Source organism: Pseudomonas sp. FP215, from assembly GCF_030687795.1.
Classification (GTDB): Bacteria; Pseudomonadota; Gammaproteobacteria; order Pseudomonadales; family Pseudomonadaceae; genus Aquipseudomonas; species Aquipseudomonas salmasensis.
The window spans coordinates 4,566,969-4,586,488 of the sequence record NZ_CP117447.1; the positions used below are offsets into that span (position 1 = coordinate 4,566,969).

18 protein-coding genes are annotated in these 19,520 nt (G+C 60.8%); 12 read left to right on the forward strand and 6 right to left on the reverse strand.

Annotation, left to right across the window (positions count from 1 at the left end):
* Positions 1 to 240: 240 nt before the first annotated feature.
* Positions 241 to 1,662 (forward strand): PAAR domain-containing protein, encoded by a 1,422-nt coding sequence (locus tag PSH76_RS20760; RefSeq protein ID WP_305492846.1) that lies wholly within the window; start codon positions 241 to 243, stop codon positions 1,660 to 1,662.
* A complete protein-coding gene (locus PSH76_RS20765) occupies positions 1,659 to 2,048 on the forward strand; it encodes a hypothetical protein (RefSeq protein WP_305492847.1) in 390 nt (129 codons plus the stop codon). Before PSH76_RS20760 ends, PSH76_RS20765 begins: the two co-directional genes overlap by 4 nt.
* A 191-nt stretch (positions 2,049 to 2,239) precedes the next feature.
* Here the strand turns inward: PSH76_RS20765 and PSH76_RS20770 are convergent, their stop codons facing one another.
* Both PSH76_RS20770 and PSH76_RS20775 read right to left on the reverse strand, forming a co-directional pair.
* The gene (locus PSH76_RS20770; RefSeq protein ID WP_047710263.1) at positions 2,240 to 2,554 is read right to left on the reverse strand and encodes a hypothetical protein; all 315 of its coding nucleotides are present in this window, start codon (positions 2,552 to 2,554) and stop codon (positions 2,240 to 2,242) included.
* A complete protein-coding gene (locus tag PSH76_RS20775) occupies positions 2,551 to 3,624 on the reverse strand; it encodes a serine hydrolase (protein WP_305492848.1) in 1,074 nt (357 codons plus the stop codon). Before PSH76_RS20775 ends, PSH76_RS20770 begins: the two co-directional genes overlap by 4 nt.
* A 184-nt stretch (positions 3,625 to 3,808) precedes the next feature.
* On the opposite strand from PSH76_RS20775, the gene olsB reads away from it, so the two are divergent.
* Together olsB and PSH76_RS20785 are read left to right on the forward strand one after the other, a co-directional pair.
* Complete coding sequence (gene olsB, locus PSH76_RS20780; RefSeq protein ID WP_305492849.1) at positions 3,809 to 4,564, forward strand: L-ornithine N(alpha)-acyltransferase; 756 nt, start codon at positions 3,809 to 3,811, stop codon at positions 4,562 to 4,564.
* Positions 4,564 to 5,355: a lysophospholipid acyltransferase family protein gene (locus PSH76_RS20785; RefSeq protein WP_032893104.1), complete on the forward strand. Its 792-nt coding sequence runs from the start codon at positions 4,564 to 4,566 to the stop codon at positions 5,353 to 5,355. The genes olsB and PSH76_RS20785 overlap by 1 nt, the downstream gene beginning before the upstream one ends.
* Before the next feature lie 120 nt (positions 5,356 to 5,475).
* Here PSH76_RS20785 and PSH76_RS20790 read toward each other — a convergent pair whose 3' ends face one another.
* Positions 5,476 to 6,054, reverse strand: a complete 579-nt coding sequence (locus PSH76_RS20790; protein ID WP_032893105.1) for an ACP phosphodiesterase — start codon at positions 6,052 to 6,054, stop codon at positions 5,476 to 5,478.
* Between the two features lie 155 nt (positions 6,055 to 6,209).
* On the opposite strand from PSH76_RS20790, the gene PSH76_RS20795 reads away from it, so the two are divergent.
* From PSH76_RS20795 to PSH76_RS20805, 3 genes are read left to right on the forward strand one after another with little or no spacing between them, the layout of a single operon-like run.
* On the forward strand, positions 6,210 to 6,521 hold the full coding sequence (locus PSH76_RS20795) for a helix-turn-helix transcriptional regulator (protein WP_102666650.1): 312 nt from the start codon (positions 6,210 to 6,212) through the stop codon (positions 6,519 to 6,521).
* An 18-nt stretch (positions 6,522 to 6,539) separates the two neighbouring features.
* On the forward strand, positions 6,540 to 7,706 hold the full coding sequence (locus PSH76_RS20800; RefSeq protein ID WP_305492850.1) for an MFS transporter: 1,167 nt from the start codon (positions 6,540 to 6,542) through the stop codon (positions 7,704 to 7,706).
* A 27-nt stretch (positions 7,707 to 7,733) separates the two neighbouring features.
* Positions 7,734 to 8,789 carry an alkene reductase gene (locus tag PSH76_RS20805; protein WP_047710259.1) on the forward strand — a complete coding sequence of 352 codons (1,056 nt, stop codon included), beginning with the start codon at positions 7,734 to 7,736 and terminating at the stop codon, positions 8,787 to 8,789.
* 312 nt (positions 8,790 to 9,101) lie between these two features.
* Here the strand turns inward: PSH76_RS20805 and PSH76_RS20810 are convergent, their stop codons facing one another.
* Complete coding sequence (locus tag PSH76_RS20810) at positions 9,102 to 9,734, reverse strand: TetR family transcriptional regulator (RefSeq protein ID WP_032893109.1); 633 nt, start codon at positions 9,732 to 9,734, stop codon at positions 9,102 to 9,104.
* A gap of 265 nt (positions 9,735 to 9,999) precedes the next feature.
* Between PSH76_RS20810 and PSH76_RS20815 the strand changes: the two genes are divergently transcribed.
* The 5 genes from PSH76_RS20815 to PSH76_RS20835 all read left to right on the forward strand — a co-directional run bounded on the left by PSH76_RS20815 (position 10,000) and on the right by PSH76_RS20835 (position 18,183).
* Positions 10,000 to 11,148 (forward strand): efflux RND transporter periplasmic adaptor subunit, encoded by a 1,149-nt coding sequence (locus tag PSH76_RS20815; RefSeq protein WP_032893110.1) that lies wholly within the window; start codon positions 10,000 to 10,002, stop codon positions 11,146 to 11,148.
* A gap of 3 nt (positions 11,149 to 11,151) precedes the next feature.
* A complete protein-coding gene (locus PSH76_RS20820; RefSeq protein WP_003189340.1) occupies positions 11,152 to 14,313 on the forward strand; it encodes an efflux RND transporter permease subunit in 3,162 nt (1,053 codons plus the stop codon).
* A complete protein-coding gene (adeC, locus tag PSH76_RS20825) occupies positions 14,310 to 15,767 on the forward strand; it encodes an AdeC/AdeK/OprM family multidrug efflux complex outer membrane factor (protein WP_305492851.1) in 1,458 nt (485 codons plus the stop codon). The genes PSH76_RS20820 and adeC overlap by 4 nt, the downstream gene beginning before the upstream one ends.
* A gap of 182 nt (positions 15,768 to 15,949) precedes the next feature.
* Complete coding sequence (locus PSH76_RS20830; protein ID WP_305492852.1) at positions 15,950 to 17,200, forward strand: OprD family porin; 1,251 nt, start codon at positions 15,950 to 15,952, stop codon at positions 17,198 to 17,200.
* Positions 17,201 to 17,283: 83 nt separating this feature from the next.
* Positions 17,284 to 18,183, forward strand: coding sequence for a polysaccharide deacetylase family protein (locus PSH76_RS20835; protein WP_305492853.1), 900 nt, complete (start codon positions 17,284 to 17,286; stop codon positions 18,181 to 18,183).
* Between the two features lie 131 nt (positions 18,184 to 18,314).
* On the opposite strand, the gene pcaC is transcribed toward PSH76_RS20835, so the two are convergent.
* Positions 18,315 to 18,713 carry a 4-carboxymuconolactone decarboxylase gene (gene pcaC, locus PSH76_RS20840; RefSeq protein ID WP_305492854.1) on the reverse strand — a complete coding sequence of 133 codons (399 nt, stop codon included), beginning with the start codon at positions 18,711 to 18,713 and terminating at the stop codon, positions 18,315 to 18,317.
* Positions 18,714 to 18,723: 10 nt separating this feature from the next.
* Positions 18,724 to 19,515 (reverse strand): 3-oxoadipate enol-lactonase, encoded by a 792-nt coding sequence (gene pcaD, locus PSH76_RS20845; RefSeq protein WP_098952513.1) that lies wholly within the window; start codon positions 19,513 to 19,515, stop codon positions 18,724 to 18,726.
* Positions 19,516 to 19,520: the final 5 nt, after the last annotated feature.

A 19,520-nucleotide genomic window follows, 5' to 3' on the forward strand; every position in this document is an offset into this window, starting at 1 on the left:
GCCCCACCGCTACCGGGAGCAAGCTCCCTCGCCACAAGTGGCGCCGCAGACCTATCAGATTTATACGACGAAACTCACGGAATCGTCTGACTTTACCCTAAGTAAATCCCTCTCCAGAGTTTGGCTTGCTACGTGACTTTTCCTTACTCGTTTACCTCGATTTAAAGGCGCCACGCGTCAGTTTTCTTATCGAGACGAGCAGGAAAGCACGGCTAAAAAACACGGATAAGAGGCGAAAAAATGAGCGTAGGTCATTTCATCTGTCAAGGTGACAAAACCAGTTGCGGCGGGGAAGTGCTGGGCGTAGATCAAACAACCCACATGAATGGCCGTCTTCGTGCCTGCGAAGGTGACCCAGTTACCTGCGGCAAGGATGGGCAAACGTACAAGATCATCGGCGGCATTTCCTTCATGGAGAGCAATGGCCAGCTTGTTGCCGGTACGGTGGATAGTTACAGCGGCTGTCCCTGTAAAGCCGAGCTGATTCCTTTGGCGTTATTCGGCGAGTACCATGGCAGAGGTGGCTCGGTCGTAAGCGCCAACAGACTGGCCGCTGAGCCGGTCCAGCCAGTAACCCACTGGGCAGCGTCCTCTCAACGCACCTCCACCTCGCCAAGTGAGTCGCCCCAATCCGCATTTGCCGCATTTAAAGCGCTCATAGGCGAAGAGCCAGGTTTTTACATCGTGCCCAAAAGCATGAGCCGCGAGGCGCTGGAAGCCACACTTTTTCCGACGCTCGACCCGGCTGTAATGCGCAAGTTTCAATCGCTGAATCCCAACACAGGGCCCGTCAAAGCCGGCTCGATGATCGTGCTCAGCGACCCGAACAACACCTCCTGCACCTATCAGGAAGCGCAACTGATGCAGGCGGCTCAACACGTCAGCGCATCACTGGATGAGCTGACGCCGGACGAGGCTGACTTTCTCTATCGCCACGGTGCCGAGATCGCTGGCTTTATCGGCCATACCTCAACCTGGCTCGGCGTCAGCGCTGTGGTGATGGAAACTCACCTGAACAACCTGCGCGACACCCTCCAAGCCATCGAGCGCCTGCATCAACAAAATTATCGTCAGCACGGTCACCTTAAATCGCCCCAGTTCTTCGCGGATCGACAGCGTCTTATGAACCAGCTGGATGCCCATCTGTTGAACTCCACTCGACTGCGTGGCCAAACCACCCTGGGCGACCATCCCAAGTTGAAAACGGCCCTCGGCATTTCCAGTCGCAGCTTGGTACATCATTGGGACAAAGCGGGTGGGCCTGGGCAGATTCCGGGTTATTCGGCGCATGTGGAAGCGACCAGCCGTGCGGCCAGATACATGAAGGCGGGCGGTTACATCGCGATTGGGATTGGCGGAGTGTCTTCGCTGACGGCTATTGAGCAGGTGTGTAACGGCGAATCTGGACCAGCTTGCGAAAAGGTCAAGTTTACTGAAGGCGGAAAATTTGGGCTTTCAACTGCCCTCGGCGTTGCAGGTGGCGCGATGGCTAGTTCTGCCAGTGGTCCGATCTGCCTGGCGATTGGCGTAGCCACTGGAGGTATCGGAGGTGTTGTATGCATCGCAGCTATAGTAGGGACAGGCGCATGGATGGGTACGACTGTTGGTAGTATGACTGGCGAAGCTATCGGAGAAAAAATTTACGAAATGACTCAACCATGACCAGTATCGACACTTGGCCTCCCTGGGCTGCAATCATTGTTTTGGGGGCCCCAGGTCTGCTCTCAGTTGCCGGGATCGCTCATAGTTTGCACCTGAGCCACCGTCATCTGGACGCATTAAAGGAGGCTTTGAAAAACAGTCGGTATATCTACCTCTGGGGAGATAGCCTGGGAAAACGGGGCTTGATTTGGTCACTCTTGGAAATATCAAAAATCGCGGGGATGGTCGTGTGGCCGAGGGCTTATGTTCTTACCGGTGATGTAAACCCTGCTGATATCGAAACATTTCCAGCTCGTCTGAAACGACGTCTGATCGTCAATATGACGCTGATGTTCACGTCATTCACATGGGGGGTAGTTGCAGCGATGCTTGTGAAGTTCAGGTAGCTCAAACGGGCCTCAGCAGAGGTCCGACATCAGCAAAAAACCAGCGCCATTGCGTCCCCGGATCTAACTGCCAGCGCATATTCCCTGTGGGAGCGGGCTTGCTCGCGAATGCGCAATACCAGCCAATACATGTGTTGACTGACCCACCGCATTCGCGAGCAAGCCCGCTCCCACAGGGGGTGATGGGGGTGTCAGGGAGTCAGGCGGCAGCCTTGGCGGTTGCCCATCCATCGCGCTGTATGCGTACGCCCCAACCCACTTGCCGTCACTTCACTGCGTTCCGGCGTATCGATAAACGCACTGATGGGCACGTACTGCTTCACATACCCCAGGCAATACTGCGCCGGGTTGTTGGCCACGTACCGGCACGAGCAGTACTCCTTGGCGGTGTACGCCGCGATGATGTCGGGGAAGGCTTGCAGGTTGACGCGTTCATGCCAAACCCAGCCCAAGAGTGCGATAAACAACACCAGTAAAACGCTGATAAATGGATGACGACGGATCATGAGCGCACCGCCGCCAGCACGCGTTGGAGCAGTTCGTTATGCCGGTAACTGCCATCCCGATCATCGCCGTAGCGCACGATCACCAGGTGTTCGTCGGGCAGCACAAACAGCGCCTGGCCCCAGTGCCCCAGCGCGGCGAAGGTGGTGGCCGGTGCGCCGGGCCAGGGTTGGGGGGCGCCGGTGTTGAGCCACCAATGGCCGCCCGGCACGGCTTCATCCTGGCCGGCTTTGTAGTGGTCGAAGGGCCTGCGGTTGAAGGCGACCCAGTCCTGGGGCAGCAGTTGCCGCTCGCCCCAACGTCCATCTCGCGCCATCAGTAGCCCTACTCGTGCCAGATCGCGGGCCGTGAGGTAGGCATAGGATGACGCGACAAACGTCTCATCGGCATCGGTTTCCCAGGTTGCGTCGCGAATGCCCAGGGGCTGGAACAGCGCGTCCCACGGGTAGGTCATGTAGGCCTTGTGGCCGAGCATGCCCTTGAGCGCAGCGGACAGGATAGTGCTGTCGCCACTGGAATAACGGAAAGCCTGACCCGGAGCGGCGACCGCATCGGTATCCGCTGCGAATTGCGCCATGTCGGTGTGGCCACGGGTGTAGAGCATCGCCACCACCGAAGATTTCAATGGGGCGTATTCGTAGTCTTCCTGCCAATCCAACCCCGAGGCCCAGTGCAGCAGGTCGGCCATGCTCACCTTGGGATGCTGCTTCATCGCCGGATAGAAACGTGCAGCGGGGTCGCTGAGTTTGAAGCGGCCTTGCCCATAGGCCACGCCCAGCACGGTAGCCATCAGGCTTTTGCTGACGGACCAGGTCAGGTGCGGCGTGCTCGCAGTGGTGGGCGCGGCGTAGCGTTCATAAATGATTTGGCCGTCACGAATGACCAGCAACGCATCGGTGCGAATACCGGTGCGGGTGGCATCGTCGCGGGGTGGGAAAGCGTAGGCGTCCAGGGCATCGACAGCGGGACCGGCGAGAAGCGTGCCCATGGCCCACTCCTTTTCAGGCCAGATTTCAGCGCGGGCATTCACGGTGACAAACAGCAGGGCAACGCACAACAGGCCTCGGACCATGGACGCGAACTCAAGGGGGCATTCAAGCCCGCGAGCCTAGCCCACGCCAGTGACAGATTTGCGACAAGGGGCCTGTCATCCAACCGTCACCGTAACTTCATGGAGCTGACACCGAGGCTACATAGCCTGACTTTGGACAACAAAGTCGACTGGCCGCAACCTGGCCGGCACCCGGAGACTCGCTATGACTCAGATCGCCCGCATCAGCGACAAAGGCAATGAACGCCGTCTGCAAGCCGAACGCCTGGTAGGCGCACAGGCATTGCAGGAAGCCCAGGCCCTGCGGTTCAACGTGTTCAGCGGCGAGTTCAACGCCAAGCTGAAGGGCGCGGAACTGGGTCTGGACATGGATGACTATGATGTTCACTGCAGCCATATCGGCGTGCGGGATTTGAACAGCGGCCGACTTGTCGCCACCACCCGTCTGCTCGACCACCAGGCGGCCAGCACCCTGGGCCGGTTCTACAGTGAAGAAGAATTCAGCCTGCATGGCCTGCTGCACTTGCAGGGCCCGATCCTGGAAATCGGCCGTACCTGCGTCGACCCGGCCTACCGCAATGGTGGCACCATCGCGGTGCTCTGGGGCGAGTTGGCCGAGGTGCTCAACCAGGGCGGCTACTGCTACCTGATGGGCTGCGCCAGCATCCCGATGCACGATGGCGGCATCCAGGCCCACGCGATCATGCAGCGCTTGCGCGAGCGCTACCTGTGCAACGAACACCTGCGCGCCGAACCAAAAAAACCGCTGCCGGCCCTGGACTTGCCGTCCAACGTCATCGCCGAAATGCCGCCGCTGCTCAAGGCCTACATGCGCCTGGGCGCGAAGATCTGCGGCGAGCCGTGCTGGGATGAAGACTTCCAGGTGGCCGACGTGTTTATCCTGCTCAAGCGCGACGAGTTGTGCCCGCGTTATGCGCGCCACTTCAAGGCGGCCATGTGATGAACCGCCTGCGCATTTACGGGCGCATCGCCCGCGTGTTGTTGGTGGTGGGGCTGGGGTTGAGCATGGCCAGTGTGTTTGGCCTGTTCGAGCGCCTGGGGGTGGCTAACTCGATGGTGCGGCGCCAGCGTTGGTCACGCTTCTTTATGGCGCGACTGACCAACGCCCTGCCCTTTCGCGTGACGGTGCACGGCGAGTTGCCGCAAACGCCGATGCTGTGGGTGAGCAATCACGTGTCCTGGACGGACATCCCGTTGCTGGGCATGGTGGCGCCGATGTCGTTTTTGTCCAAGGCCGAGGTGCGTACCTGGCCGGTGGCGGGCTGGCTGGCGGCCAAGGCGGGCAGCCTGTTTATTCGTCGCGGTTCAGGTGACAGCCAGTTGATCCGCAAGCAGATGACCCGTCATCTGGAACAACAGCACCCCTTGCTGATGTTCCCCGAAGGCACCACCACCGACGGGCGCGGCCTGCGCACGTTTCATGGGCGCTTGCTGGCCAGCGCGATCGATGCGGATGTGTCACTGCAGCCGGTAGCGATTCGGTATCTGCGCGACGGCCAAGTCGACCCGCTGGCGCCCTTTATTGGCGATGATGATTTGCTCTCACACCTGATGCGCTTGTTTTCCAATGACCGCGGCGATGTGGAGATTCATGTGCTCAAGCCGATTGCTTGCGCTGGGCAGGAACGTGCGGCATTGGCGTATCAGGCGCAGCAGGCGGTGCAGAAGGCGTTGTTCGGGCCGGTGCCGGAGACTGAGCAAGTGGCTGCTCGGCCAGCATTCGCCGCCTGAAGCAATGTGAACACCCTCTAAAATGTGGGAGCTGGCTTGCCTGCGATGGCGGTGGGTCAGCCACAGCATTCTCAACAGGTAGGCCGCTATCGCAGGCAAGCCAGCTCCCACATTCAGATCTCATGTAGTCAGTTGAGATTGTGCAAACTTCTGCAACTCTGGGTAGAACAGTCGAAAGTCCTCACTCAGCGGCTCATACAAAACCCGCAACTCCTGCATCGCATACCCTAACTCTTCAGGCTGTGTCAGCCGCCGCGAAATCCCCCGCAGCACCTGGTCCATCACCGCAAACTCGCGGTACGAGCCCAACCAATCATCGGCTGCCATATAGGGTGCGATCTGCGCCAGCCGCCCCGGCAACGCGGGTTCGGCCGCCAACACCCGATACACCTGGGACGTAAAACGCTCCAGGGGCTGGTCGGCATACAGCGCCCAATCGCGCGCCAGGCAATGGTCAAAAAACACATCAAGGACGATGCCGGCATAGCGCCTGCGGGTCTGGCTGAAACGCGACAACGCCTCCCCCACCAAGGGGTGGCTGTCGGTGAACCGGTCGATGGAGCGATGCAGCTGGATCGCCGCTTCGATTTGCGGGCTGAACTGGCCCTGCAGGCGGCCTTTGACGAAGTCGCCATAGAGGCTGCCCAGCAATTGCCCAGGAAGTTGGCCGCCCAGGTGCAGATGTGCGAGATAATTCATGCCGCGCAGTCTACCACTGCCACCAACATATCGTTATAACCCGATATACCGATTCGCTTTGACCTCAGATCAAAATCATATTGGTATATCGGGATATGACGATTTAAAGTTCGCCTCATCGCGATATAACGCTTTACGACACCGAGCACCCTGCCATGTCCATCGACCTCGACGAAATAATAAAAGCCCTGGCGCACCCAGTACGACGAGACATCCTCACCTGGCTCAAAGACCCCAAAGTGCAGTTCCCCGAGCAGTTGCACAACCACGAATACGGCATCTGCGCCGGGCAGATCGACCAGCGCTGCGGCTTGTCCCAGTCGACCGTGTCGGCCCACCTGGCCACCTTGCAACGGGCGGGGTTGATCAGCAGCCAGAAGGCCGGGCAGTGGCACTTTTTCAAGCGCAACGAGGAAGTGATCCAAGCCTTTCTCACGGCGCTCATCAACGAACTCAGCGCACCGTAATCACCAAGGACACGCCCCATGCCCCTCTCGCTACTCATACTGGCCCTGAGCGCCTTCGCCATCGGCACCACCGAGTTCGTCATCATGGGCTTGCTGCCCGATGTGGCGGCGGACCTGGGTGTGTCGATTCCCGGCGCCGGCTGGCTGGTGACCGGCTACGCCCTGGGCGTGGCCATCGGCGCACCGTTCATGGCACTGGCTACCGCCAAGCTGCCACGCAAGGCGGCGCTGGTAGCGTTGATGGGTATTTTCATTATCGGCAACCTGCTCTGTGCCCTGGCAAGCGACTACAACGTGCTGATGTTTGCCCGTGTGGTAACGGCGTTGTGCCACGGTGCCTTCTTCGGGATTGGTTCAGTGGTGGCGGCCAACCTGGTGCCGGCCAACAAACGTGCGTCGGCGGTGGCGCTGATGTTCACCGGGTTGACCCTGGCCAACGTGCTGGGCGTGCCCCTGGGTACGGCGCTGGGCCAGGAAGCCGGCTGGCGCTCGACCTTCTGGGCCGTGACCGTGATTGGCGTGATCGCCTTGATCGGCCTTATTCGCTTCTTGCCCGCCAAGCGTGACGAAGAAAAACTCGACATGCGCGCCGAACTGGCCGCCCTCAAGGGTGCCGGTATCTGGCTGTCGCTGAGCATGACTGCGCTGTTTGCCGCGTCGATGTTCACCCTCTTTACCTATGTCGCACCGCTGCTCGGCGATGTCACCGGCGTATCGCCCAAAGGCGTGACCTGGACCCTGTTGCTGATCGGCCTGGGCCTCACCGTGGGCAACATCATCGGCGGCAAACTGGCAGATAAGCGCCTGGCGGCCACCTTGATCGGCGTGTTCACCAGCATGGCGGTGGTGTCCACGCTGCTGAGCTGGACCAGCGTTGCGGTGATCCCAACCGAGATCACCCTGTTCCTGTGGGCCACCGCCTCGTTCGCCGCCGTGCCGGCGCTGCAAATCAATGTGGTGACCTTCGGCAAGGCCGCGCCGAACCTGGTATCCACCTTGAACATCGGCGCCTTCAACATTGGCAACGCCCTCGGCGCCTGGGTCGGCGGCAGCGTGATTGCCCACGGCTTCGGCCTGACCAGCGTGCCGCTGGCGGCCGCCGCACTGGCGATTCTCGCGCTGCTGGTGACCCTGATCACTTTCCGTCAGGGCGGCAATGCCGACCTGGCCCCCGCGACCCACTGATCAACTTAAAGAGAAGGTGTTTTTTCCATGACGACTATTTTCGATCCGATCACACTGGGCGACGTGCAGCTGTCGAACCGCATCATCATGGCGCCGCTGACCCGCTGCCGCGCGGATGCCGGGCGCGTGCCCAATGCGCTGATGGCCGAGTACTACGTGCAGCGCGCCTCCGCCGGGCTGATCCTCAGCGAAGCCACTTCCGTGACACCGATGGGCGTGGGCTACCCGGACACCCCCGGCATCTGGTCCAACGATCAGGTGCGCGGCTGGGCCAACATCACCAAGGCCGTGCATGGCGCGGGCGGCAAGATCTTCCTGCAGTTGTGGCATGTTGGCCGCATCTCCCACGAGTCCTACCTGGACGGCGAAACTCCGGTGGCCCCGAGTGCAGTCCAGGCTAAAGGCCACGTCAGCCTGGTTCGCCCACTGGCCGACTACCCTACCCCGCGCGCCCTGGAAACCGCTGAAATCGCCGACATCGTCGACGCTTACCGCACCGGCGCCGAGAACGCCAAGGCCGCCGGTTTCGACGGCGTGGAAATCCACGGCGCCAACGGCTACCTGCTCGACCAGTTCCTGCAAAGCAGCACCAACCAGCGCACCGACCAGTACGGTGGCTCCCTGGAAAACCGTGCGCGCCTGTTGCTGGAAGTCACCGACGCCGCCATCGAAGTCTGGGGCGCCGGCCGCGTGGGCGTGCACCTGGCACCGCGTGCTGATGCGCATGACATGGGCGACGACAACCTCGCCGAGACCTTCACCTACGTCGCCAGTGAACTGGGCAAGCGTGGCATCGCGTTCATCTGCTCCCGTGAAAAAGAAGGCGCAGACAGCCTTGGCCCACAGCTGAAAAAAGCCTTCGGCGGTGCGTACATCGCCAACGAGCGCTTCACCAAAGACAGCGCCAATGCCTGGCTGGCGGCGGGCAAGGCGGATGCGGTGGCCTTTGGTATTCCCTTCATCGCCAACCCAGACCTGCCGGCGCGACTGAAGGCCGATGCGCCGTTGAACGAGCCGCACCCGGAAACCTTCTATGGCAAAGGCCCGGTGGGTTACATCGACTACCCGACGCTGCCGATCTAACGTAACCCGCAAACCCAATACTGTAGGAGCGAGCTTGCTCGCGAAAAACGTCAACGATAACGCGCGCTTCCTGAATGAACGCGGCGTCTGTCAGTTTTTCGCGAGCAAGCTCGCTCCTACAGTGTCAGGGGTAGCCTCTTGGAAACATCGCTTCACAGAACCGCAACAATATCGCTACAAAATACTTAGCCGGCTACCTATCAACCGCCCGCCATGCCGTATATAAAGTCACCCCACAAATCAGGCAGAAGGACGATTGACCGTCTTTAGGCTTTACTGTTGACACAACGGGTTGCAATTACGCATTTTGTTTCAATTGCGCAGGCTGGGGCTCAGGCGCAGCATGTCCAGCCCTATATCAGCCCAGCGCTCGGCGTCCTGGTGCAGTTCAAAGCTATCGGGGACCAGCAGCCACTGGCCGATCAAACCGTGGATAAAGGCATGCATGCAGACAGCCCCACGGGTGGTGTCGAGATTTTCAGGCAGTTGCCCGCGATTGACCGCGTTACGCAACGTCAGGCTGATACGCAGGTTGCATTCCAGGCTGTGGGTCTGGCGCTGGCGGCGCATGTCGCACATTTCGTCGGTGAACTCGCACTTATGAAACAGAATCTCGTTGATGCGCCGGGTTTTCGGGTCCAGGGCCACTTCATGGTAGAGATGAATCAGCAGCTTGCGCATACAGCCCAGCGGGTCGACTTCATCCTCGCTTTCACTTGCCCGGGCCAATTCGTCCAGGGGTTCGTGCAGCGTGTCGAGCAAGGCCTGGAGCAAATCGGACTTATTGCTGAAATGCCAATAGATAGCCCCGCGCGTCACCCCTGCCAGCGCGGCGATGTCCGCCAGGGTGGTACGCGCCACGCCACGCTCATAAAAGGCTTGCTCGGCGGCTTGGAGAATCTGGCTGCGCGTTTCCTGAGCTTCCTCTTTGGTGCGACGAACCATGGCAGTAAAACCTCAATCAGGACACTGTGGATGGTACTTGACCACCATCTGAATAATTGTGGGACGACGCCGTCATGGGCGCCGAACGTACTAGAATCGAGGCTTGCGGCGGTGCTTTGTCAGCATTGCGCGAAGCCTGTCAAGAGTTTACAAACAACCATGAACGTAAGTATATTGCGTAGCAAGCTACTTATCCACTCACGGCTTGTTTTTTACCCTTCCACACTTCTTGTGCGCACTCTGCGCGCCTGACCCGAGGATCTTCATGCAACTTAAGCCAGCTGTTACCGCTCTGGTCACTGCCGTCGCCCTGGCATCGCTGCTCAGCGGATGTAAAAAGGAAGAAGCGGCACCGCCCGCTCAAACCCCTCAGGTCGGCGTGGTCACCATTCAACCGCAAGCCTATACCCTGACCACCGAGCTGCCAGGCCGCACCACGGCCTTTCGCATTGCGGAAGTTCGGCCGCAGGTCAACGGCATCATTCTCAAGCGCCTGTTCAAGGAAGGCGCCGACGTGAAGGAAGGGCAACAGCTCTACCAGATCGACCCGTCGGTGTATGAGGCCACGCTCAAAAGCGCGCAAGCCAGCCTGACCCAGACCAAGTCCATCACCGATCGCTACAAGCAATTGGTCGATGAGCAAGCCGTCAGCCGCCAGGAATACGACACCGCCGTTGCCAACCGCATGACGGCCGAGGCAAACGTTCAAACCGCCCAGATCAACGTGCGCTACACCAAGGTGTACGCGCCGATCTCCGGGCGTATCGGCCGTTCTGCGGTGACCGAAGGCGCACTGGTCAGCAACGGCCAGGCCGACGCCATGGCGGTGATCCAGCAACTGGACCCGATCTACGTCGACGTCACGCAATCTTCGGCTGAAATGCTCAAGCTGCGTCGCGACCTGGCCAGCGGCCAACTGGAAAAAGCCGGCGACAACGCTGCCAAGGTCAAGCTGACCCTGGAAGACGGCACGGCCTACGCCCAGGACGGCAAGCTGGAGTTCTCCGAAGTGTCGGTCGACCAGACCACCGGTTCCGTGACCCTGCGCGCCGTGTTCCCCAACCCTGACCATGTGCTGCTGCCGGGCATGTTCGTGCACGCCCAGTTGCTGGCCGGTGTGAACAGCAAGGCCATCCTGGCTCCGCAGCAAGGCGTGACCCGTGACCTGCGCGGCATTCCGACGGCGCTGATCGTGAACAAGGACAACAAGGTCGAGCAACGCGAACTGGTTGCCAACCGTACCGCCGGTGCCTACTGGCTGGTGGAAAAAGGCCTCAATGCCGGTGATCGCGTCATCACCGAAGGCTTGCAGTACGTCAAGCCGGGCGCCGAGGTGAAGGTCACGGAAGCCTCCAACGCCAAACCCGCCGGTACCGCTGCTGCGCCTGCTGCCGCTGCTGGTCAAGGGGAGTAATCCATGTCGAAATTTTTTATCGACCGTCCCATTTTCGCCTGGGTAATTGCCCTGGTGATCATGCTGGTCGGGGCACTCTCGATCCTGAAGTTGCCCATCAACCAATACCCGGCCATTGCGCCAACGGCCATTGATATCCAGGTGACCTACCCAGGCGCGTCCGCACAAACCGTGCAGGACACCGTGGTGCAGGTCATCGAGCAACAGCTCAACGGTATCGACAACCTGCGTTATGTCTCCTCGGACAGTAACTCCGACGGCAGCATGACCATCACCGTGACGTTCAACCAGGGTACCAACCCGGATATCGCCCAGGTTCAGGTACAGAACAAGCTGAACCTGGCCACCCCACTGCTGCCGCAAGAAGTGCAGCAACAGGGTATCCGTGTGACCAAGTCGGTGAAGAACTTCCTGATGGTGATCGGTCTGGTGTCGGAAGACGGCAGCATGACCAAGGACGACCTCTCCAACTACATCGTGTCCAACATCCAGGACCCGATCTCCCGTACTGCGGGGGTGGGTGACTTCCAGGTGTTCGGTTCGCAGTACGCCATGCGTATCTGGCTCGACCCGGCCAAGCTGAACAACTACCAGCTCACGCCAGTGGACGTCAGCAATGCCATCAAGGCTCAGAACGTGCAGGTGGCCACCGGCCAATTGGGCGGCCTGCCTGCCCTGCCCGGCACCCAGCTGAACGCCACGATCATCGGCAAGACGCGCCTGCAAAGCACCGAGGAATTCGCCAAGATCCTGATGAAGGTGAACACCGACGGCTCGCAGGTTCGCCTGGGTGACGTCGCGCGTATCGAACTTGGCGGCCAGAACTACAGCATCAGTGCACAGTTCAACGGCAAGCCGGCTTCGGGTATGGCGATCAAGCTGGCGGCCGGTGCCAACGCACTGGACACCGGCAAGGCCATCCGCGAAACAGTCAAGTCCCTGGAACCGTTCTTCCCGCCTGGCATGAAGGCGGTGGTGCCGTATGACACCACCCCGGTGGTGACCGAATCGATCTCCGGTGTGGTTCACACCCTGGTCGAAGCGATCGTGCTGGTGTTCCTGGTGATGTTCCTGTTCTTGCAGAACTTCCGCGCCACCATCATCACCACCATGACCGTACCGGTGGTATTGCTGGGTACCTTCGGGATCCTGGCGGCGTGCGGCTTCACCATCAACACCCTGACCATGTTCGGCATGATCCTGGCCATCGGCTTGCTGGTGGACGATGCCATCGTCGTGGTGGAAAACGTCGAACGGGTAATGGCCGAGGAGCACCTGTCGCCCAAGGAAGCAACGATCAAGTCCATGGGCCAGATCCAGGGCGCCCTGGTGGGTATTGCCCTGGTACTCTCGGCGGTACTGCTGCCGATGGCGTTCTTCGGTGGTTCCACCGGTGTGATCTACCGGCAGTTCTCCATCACCATTGTTTCGGCGATGGCGTTGTCGGTACTCGTAGCCCTGATCTTTACCCCGGCCTTGTGCGCCACCATGCTCAAGCCGATTGATCCGGAAAAACACGGCCAACCCAAGCGCGGCTTCTTCGGCTGGTTCAACCGCACCTTCGACCGTGGCGTACTCAAGTACGAGCGCGGCGTGGGCGGCATGATCAAGCACAAGATCCCGGCGTTCCTGGTGTATGCGCTGATCCTGGTCGGCATGATCTGGATGTTCACCCGTATTCCAAGCGCGTTCCTGCCTGAGGAAGACCAGGGTGTGATCTTCGCCCAGGTGCAGACACCGGTTGGTGCTTCGGCTGAGCGCACGCAAAAAGTCGTCGACGACATGCGTGCCTTCCTGCTGAACGACAAGGAAGGCGAGCCAGGCGAAGGCAAGGCAGTGAAGTCGGTGTTTACCGTGAACGGCTTCAACTTTGCTGGCCGTGGCCAGAGCTCGGGTCTCGCGTTCGTGATGCTCAAGCCGTGGGATGAGCGTGACTCGACCCAATCGGTGTTCGAAGTGGCCAAGCGTGCCCAGGGTTACTTCTTCGGGGCCTTCAAGGACGCCATGGTATTTGCCATCGTGCCGCCTTCGGTACTGGAACTGGGTAACGCCACCGGTTTCGACGTGTTCCTGCAAGACCAGGGTGGCGTCGGCCACGACAAGCTGATGGCTGCACGTAACCAGTTCCTGGGCGCGGCGGCACAGAGCAAGGTGCTGGCCGGCGTACGTCCTAACGGCGTGAACGATGAGCCGCAGTACGAGCTGACCGTTGACGACGAGAAGGCCAGTGCCCAAGGCATCAGCCTCGCCGATATCCAGCAGACCCTGGCCATTGCCTTGGGTGGCAGCTACATCAACGACTTCATCGACCGTGGTCGCGTGAAGAAGGTGTATGTACAAGGTGACGCCGCCAGCCGCATGTCGCCCGAAGACCTGGACAAATGGTACGTGCGCAGCAACGACGGGAAAATGGTGCCGCTGTCGGCCATCTCGTCGGGCCAGTGGATCTACGGTTCGCCCAAGCTTTCGCGATACAACGGTGTAGCGGCGATGGAAATCCTCGGTACCCCGGCACCGGGCTACAGTACCGGTGATGCGATGGCTGAAGTCGAACGCATTGCCAAAGAGCTGCCGGCCGGTGTCGGTTATGCCTGGACAGGCCTGTCGTACGAAGAACGCCTTTCCGGTTCCCAGGCGCCAGCGCTGTACGCGTTGTCGCTGCTGGTCGTGTTCCTGTGCCTGGCAGCACTGTACGAAAGCTGGTCGATCCCGATCGCGGTGATTCTGGTTGTGCCACTGGGTGTGATCGGTGCACTGATCGCCACCAGCATGCGCGGCTTGTCCAACGACGTGTTCTTCCAGGTGGGTCTGTTGGTGACGGTGGGCCTGGCGGCGAAAAACGCCATTCTCATCGTGGAATTCGCCAAGGAACTGCATGAGCAAGGCAAAGGCATCGTCGAGGCGGCTATCGAAGCGTCCCGCATGCGTCTGCGCCCGATCATCATGACCTCGTTGGCGTTCATGCTCGGCGTACTGCCGCTGGCAATCTCCACCGGCGCCGGCTCAGGCAGCCAGCACGCAATCGGTACCGGCGTTATCGGCGGTATGATCACGGCCACTGTGCTGGCGATCTTCTGGGTGCCACTGTTCTACGCAACGGTATCCGCTGCTGGCGAACGCAAAAAGAAAGACACTACTGAAACTCCTAAAGAGGCTGGCCAATGAGCAAGTCGCTACTTTCCCTAGCCGTCACCGCATTCGTGCTCAGTGGCTGCTCGCTGATACCTGACTATCAGCGCCCCGAAGCGCCGGTGGCCGCGCAATTCCCGCAGGGGCCGGCGTATTCGTCGGCCCAGGCGCCGAGCCAGGCCGCTGCCGAGCAAGGCTGGAAGCAGTTTTTCCATGACCCTGCCCTGCAACAGCTGATCCAGACCGCGTTGGTGAACAACCGTGACCTGCGTGTCGCGGCGCTGAACATCGACGCCTATGCAGCGCAGTACCAGATCCAGCGTGCCGACCTGTTCCCGGCGGTATCGGCCACCGGAAACGGCAGCCGTTCGCGTACCCCGGCCAAGCTGTCGCAGACCGGCGATTCGACTATTGCCAGCCAGTACTCGGCGGGCCTGGGCATCAGTTCGTACGAGCTGGACCTGTTCGGCCGCGTGCGCAGCCTCAGTGAAGAAGCGCTGCAAAAGTACTTCGCCACTGAAGAAGCGCGCCGCAGCACCCAAATCAGCCTGGTGGCCAGCGTGGCGAATGCCTACCTGACCTGGCAGGCCGACAAGGAGTTGCTCAAGCTGACCCAGGACACCCTGGCCGCGTTCGAGCAAAGCTACAAGCTCACCTCGCGCAGCAATGAAGTCGGCGTGGCCTCGGCCCTCGACCTCAGCCAGGCACGCACCTCGGTAGAAAACGCCCGTGTGCAACTGGCGCGTTACACCCGCCAGGTGGCCCAGGACGAAAACAGCCTGACCCTGCTGCTGGGCACCGGCCTGCCAGCGAATATCGCCAGCAAGCCGCTGTCCGATGACCTGCTCAGCGAAGTGCCGGCCGGGTTGCCATCGGACCTGTTGCAACGTCGTCCCGACATTGTGCAGGCCGAGTACAACCTCAAGGCGGCCAACGCCAATATCGGCGCGGCCCGTGCGGCGTTCTTCCCGAGCATCAGCCTGACCGCCAGCGCCGGTACCGCCAGCCCTACCCTGGGCGGCCTGTTCAAAGGCGGTTCGGGGACCTGGGCGTTTGCCCCGCAGATCAACATCCCGATCTTCAACGCCGGTAGCCTGCGCGCAAGCCTGGACTACTCGAAGATCCAGAAAGAGATCAACGTGGCCAACTACGAGAAGGCCATCCAGACCGGCTTCCAGGAAGTCTCCGACGGCCTCGCCGCGCGTGCGACCTACAAGCAGCAACTGGATGCCCAGCGCGGCTTCGTCGAGGCTAACCAGGATTACTACCGCCTGGCCGAGCGTCGCTACCGCATTGGTGTCGACAGCAACCTGACCTTCCTCGACGCCCAGCGCCAACTGTTCAGTGCCCAGCAATCGCTGATCACCGACCGCCTGGCGCAGCTCACCAGCGAGGTCAACCTGTACAAGGCCCTCGGCGGTGGCTGGAACGAGCAGACCGCGAAGAACGAGCCGTTGAAAGAACAAGCACCGCCGTTGAAGTTGTTCTGATAGCGCGGGTGTGAAAAAACCGCTTCCCTTACCGGAAGCGGTTTTTTTATGCCTGCGTTATTGCCCTCACAAGTTACGTTCGATCATCGCCCACAACCCGCCCTCCCCCACTTTCATCGCCCCCGCACCGCCGCGCACCATGGCCGTCACCTGCATAAACCCAATAACAACAGGTCCACACCATGAGCACTTTCCAACCGCGCCAGCTGCTGCTGGCGGCTGCTGTCGCCAGTTCTGCCCTGCCCGTTTTCGCCCAGGAGCACGGCTTTCTCGAAGACGCCAGCGCCAACCTCAACCTGCGTAACTTCTTCTTCAACCGCAACTTCACCAACCCGACCAAAGCCCAGGGTGGCGCGCAGGAGTGGACACAAAGTTTCATCCTCGACGCCAAGTCCGGTTTCACCCAGGGCACAGTCGGTTTTGGTGTGGACGTGCTGGGCTTGTACTCGCTCAAGCTCGATGGCGGCCGTGGCACGGGCGGCACGCAGTTGCTGCCGCTGGACCATGACGGCCGGCCAGCCGATGAGTTTGGCCGGCTGGGCGTGGCATTCAAGGCGCGCTTTTCCAAGACCGAGCTGAAGGTGGGCGAATGGATGCCGGTGCTGCCGATCCTGCGCTCCGACGATGGCCGCTCCCTGCCGCAAACCCTGCGTGGCGGGCAGATAACCTCCAAGGAAATCGACGGCCTGACCCTCTATGGCGGCCAGTTCCGCGCCAACAGCCCGCGGGACGACGGCAGCATGAGCGACATGTCGATGGTCGGCAAAACCGCCTTCACCTCCGACCGCTTCAACTTCCAGGGCGCCGAATACGCATTCAACGACAAACGCACCCAAATCGGCGTGTGGAATGCCCAGCTCAAGGACATCTACAGCCAGCAGTTCGTCAATCTGATCCACAGCCAGCCTGTGGGCGACTGGACCCTGGGCGCCAACCTGGGCTTTTTCTACGGCAAGGACGACGGCAGTGCCCGCGCCGGCGACCTGGACAACAAAACCTGGTCCGGCCTGTTTTCGGCCAGGTACGGTGGCAACACCTTCTACGTCGGCCTGCAAAAACTCACCGGCGACAGCGCCTGGATGCGCGTCAACGGCACCAGCGGCGGCACCCTGGCCAACGACAGCTACAACTCCAGCTACGACAACGCACAGGAAAAATCCTGGCAGGTTCGCCACGACTACAACTTCGCCGCCCTCGGCGTACCGGGCCTGACGTTGATGAACCGCTATATCAGCGGCAGCAACGTGCACACCGGCACTATCACCGACGGCAAGGAGTGGGGCCGCGAGACCGAAGTGGGCTACACAGTGCAGAGCGGCGCGCTGAAAAACCTCAACGTGCGCTGGCGCAATTCCAGCATGCGCAGGGATTACAGCAACAACGAGTTCGATGAGAACCGGTTGATCGTCAGCTATCCGATCAGTCTGCTGTGAACCGGCACAACACTTACTGTATGGTGCGCGCCTGCCGCTGCTGATCCCCCCCAGCAGCGGCCTTTACTCGGGCCCTGCACGGCATGAAATCCTTCGCTACAGCAATCGCACTGTTTGCCCTGGCCTTGAGCCTGGGGGGCTGTATCAGCGCGCCCATCGCCCTGACGCCTCAAACCGAACAGCGCCTGCTGGCCCAGGCGCCGATCCGCTTTTTGCTGACTTTCGATGACGGCCCAAGCGCCTCGGGCTACAACAATCCGAGCCGTTCGGTAGTGGCGGACCTGGCCAACAACCCGGTGCTGCCGGGGATCAAGGCGGTGTTCTTCCTGCAGACCGAAGCCGCTCGCTCCGGCGGCAGTGCCCGGGGGCGCAAGACCATGGAACGCGAATTCGCCGCCGGCCATGTCCTGGCCTTTCACACCGCCACGGCGTTTCACACCAATCATCGCTGGCTGAACGACGCCACCCGGGAACACACCCTTACCGAAGGGGCCGCAGACATTGCCGCCATCACGGGCGCGCCCCCTGTGCTGGTACGCCCACCCTTCTGGAACTACGACAAGCGCACCTTCGCCGCCTACCAACGCCACGGCATGCACGTACTGCTGACGGACCTGAGTGCCAATGACGGCAAGATCTGGGGCTTCAACGCCAGCCCGCGTCGGCGGGCCAACCTGTATCGGCAACTGTCGGTGGTGCGCGAGCGTATTGCCGTGGGTGAGCTACCGACGGTGGAGGGCGTGATCCCGGTGGTGGTGACCTTCCATGACATCAACCGCTACACCGCGCGGCATATGCAGGAGTACTTGCAGATCCTGATGGACAGCGCGCGGGTCAACGGTTTGAAGACAGCGGCAGAGCCGTTCTATACCGACCACGCCGCGCTGGAACGTGCAGCTCTGGCCCGTACGGTCAAGGCTGTGAACGCGCCGGTGCATCTGCCGGGGGTGTGGAATTGGGTGTGGGATGGTGATTCCCACTGATACCCCAAACGTGTGACGATCCCCTGTGGGAGCTGGCTTGCCTGCGATAGCAATCTGTCAGTCAGCCCAATATTGACTGGCCCACTGCAATCGCAGGCAAGCCAGCTCCCACATTTGATTGCATTTCACATTCAGTCTTGTTGGCGAGACTCCACGCCCAACTCATCCCACACTGACTCCGCCAGGTGAAACGTCGCATTCGCTGCCGGGATCCCGCAGTAGATCGCACTCTGCATCAGCACTTCCTTGATCTCGGCACGGGTCACGCCGCTGCTGGCAGCAGCACGCAGATGCAGTTTCAGTTCTTCACTGCGGTTCATGCCGATCAGCATCGCGATGGTGATCAGGCTGCGGGTATGCCGAGGCAGACCCGGGCGGGTCCAGATGTCACCCCAGGCGTGGCGGGTGATCATTTCCTGGAACTCGCTGTTGAACTCGGTAAGGGCATTGAGGCTGCGATCGACATGGGCATCGCCCAGTACTTCGCGGCGTACCTGCAGGCCCTCGGCGTAACGTTGTTTTTCGTCCACAAACAGCTCCTCAGCGGGCCAGCAAAAATTCGATCACCCGGTCGCTGAACGCGGCACCGGCTTGCACATTGGACAGGTGCGCCGCATGGAACTCGGCATACTCGGCGCCCTGCACATTACTCTGGATAAAGTGGCCACCGGCTGGCGGCGTCACCGCGTCTTCGGTGCCGGCAATCACCAGGGTCGGCACCTTGATCGACGCCAGTTGCTCACGAAAATCTGCATCGCGCACGGCGCCGCAGTTGGCGGCATAGCCCTCGGGCGACGTGGCCGCGAGCATGTCGGTGATCTGCTTGGCCTGGTGCGGGTGGGCGGCGGCGTAATCTGCGGTGAACCAGCGCGCAATCGACGCATCGCGCAGCGCTACCATCGCATCTGCGCCATCACGCAGGACCATTTCGATACGCGGGTTCCATACCTCGGGCGTGCCGATCTTGGCCGCGGTGTTACACACCACCAGGCGTTGCAGACGCTCGCCGGCATGAATGCCCAGCCATTGGCCAATCAAGCCGCCCATGGACAGCCCGCAAAAATGCGCCTTCTGGATGTCCAGCGCATCCAGCAGGGCGATCACGTCTGCACCCAGTTGCTCGATGCTGTAAGGCCCCTCGGTCACCAGGGATTGGCCGTGGCCGCGGGTGTCAAAGCGCAGCACACGAAAATGCTCGGTAAAGGCCGGAATCTGGATATCCCACATATGCAGGTCGGTACCCAGGGAATTGGACAGCACCAATACCGGTGCGTCGGCGGGCCCCTCGAGTTGGTAATGCAGTTCGCCCTCGGCGAGTTGTACAAAAGCCACAGCGG